Raw genomic sequence first — 1922 nt, 5'->3', positions numbered from 1 at the left:
AGGATCATCCGTGTACTGGACGTACTCGGATGACTCCGACAACGCGGTGAGCGTGCGTGCCAGACGTCGCAGGCCAGGCGGGATGTGTCAGACAGGGCCCAGGCCCTGTCCGGTCGGTCTTCGGTGATCAAGCACCGGCCCGGATGCCGACCGCACAGGCCGTTTCTCCCGGCTCTTGCCAGGCTCGGCCCGACGCAAGAGAAAAGCCCTGGCCGGATCGGTTCCAGCCGAGCTGGAGCCGATCCGGCCGCGCGTCCCGTCAGGTCGGTCCTCACCACGGCCCGCCCGGGGCCGGGCCGTGGATGTCCGGCAGATGGTTCATCTCCGGCGGCCGCCGGGCCGGACCGCTCAGGCGAGTACCAGAGCAGCCGTGGCGGTGGACGACCCGAAGCCGGCCGTCCCGGCGAAGGTCGCCGTATACCGGCTGCCGGCGTTGATGATCGTCAGCGGATTGATGGTGATGTTGGTGCGGGTGGCAACGCCGCTGCCATTGGTGATGGCCGTCCCCACGACTGTCGTTCCCACCCGGAACGTGATGGTCTGTCCAGCCACCGGGGCACCGGAACTCCGCACGGTCAAGGTCGCGGAGAGGCGGGCGATGTGGGCCTGTCCGTCGCCTCCGATGGTGGCGGTGGCCGGAGCAGCCGTCAGGTTGGTGGCCGCCGTACCCGGGTTCACCGTCTGGATGTCGATGGGTGAGGTGGAAGCGTTGAAGCTGACGTTACCGCTGTACACCGCCGTGAGGCTGTGGACGCCGACGCTGAGGGTCGAGACCGACAGCGTCGCCACACCACCGGACAGGCTGCCGCTGCCCAGAAGAGTGGCACCGTCGAAGAAACTCACCGTCCCTGTCGGCGTCCCGCTGCCAGGGGCGACCGCGGTGACCGTAGCCGTCAGGATCTTCGTCTGACCGAACACCGACGGATCCGGCGCCGAGGTCAACAGCGTACTGGTGTTGGCCCGGACGACCGATTGAGGATCGACAGGCGAGGTCGACGCGTTGAAGTTACTGTTGCCGCCGTACACCGCCGTGAGGTTGTGGACACCGACACTCAGCGTCGACACCAACAGCGAGGCCACACCGCCGGACAGGATACCGATGCCCAGCAGTGTCGCACCGTCGAAGAAACTCACCGACCCTGTCGGAATCCCACTACCAGGAGCGACCGCGGTGACCGTAGCCGTCAGAATCTTCGTCTGACCGAACACCGACGGATCCGGCGCCGACGTCAACACCGTACTGGTGTTGGCCCGGACGACCGTTTGGATGTCGATCGGTGAAGCGGAGCCGGTGAAGCTGCCGCCTCCGCTGTAGACCGCGATCAGACTGTGCACTCCCACGCTCAGCGTCGATGTGGTGAGAGTAGCGACTCCGCCCGCCAGAGTGCCGGTACCGAGAAGGGTCGCACCGTCGAAGAAGCTGACCGTTCCCGTCGGCGTACCGACAGCGGGCGGCACCGGAGCGACCGTGGCGGTCAGGATCTTCACCTGACCGAAGACGGACGGATCCGGCGCCGATGTCAGCGTCGTGGTCGTACCGGCGCCGGTGACCGTCTGGATATCCACCGGCGACGTCGAACCACTGAAGGTGGCGTCACCGCTGTACACCGCCGTCAGACTGTGCACACCGATGCTGAGGGTCGACACCGACAGCGTCGCCACACCACCGGCCAGCGTGCTGGTGCCCAGCAGCGTCGCACCGTCAAAGAAACTCACCGTCCCCGTCGGAGTCCCGCTGCCAGGAGGAACCGCCGCGACCGTAGCCGTCAGAATCTTCGTCTGACCGAACACCGACGGATCCGGCGCCGACGTCAACACCGTACTGGTGCTCGCAGCCGTGACCGTCTGGATATCCACCGGCGACGTCGAACCACCAAAGCTGGCGTTGCCGCCGTACACCGCCGTCAGACTGTGCACACCGA

Annotated in this window: 1 protein-coding gene; it reads right to left on the bottom strand. The window is 66.6% G+C overall.

Going from position 1 to position 1922, the window contains the following annotated elements; genetic code table 11:
• Window positions 1-348: 348 nt before the first annotated feature.
• Window positions 349-1922: Ig-like domain-containing protein (locus PV679_RS24015; RefSeq protein WP_319682447.1), on the bottom strand; the 1574-nt coding region annotated here is incomplete at its 5' end.

The sequence above is a fragment of the Streptomyces sp. AK02-01A genome (assembly GCF_033795305.1).
In the GTDB taxonomy this organism is placed as follows: Bacteria; Actinomycetota; Actinomycetes; order Streptomycetales; family Streptomycetaceae; genus Streptomyces.
Note: the sequence above shows the minus strand (reverse complement) of the source record. Positions and strands in the feature narration are given on the sequence as shown.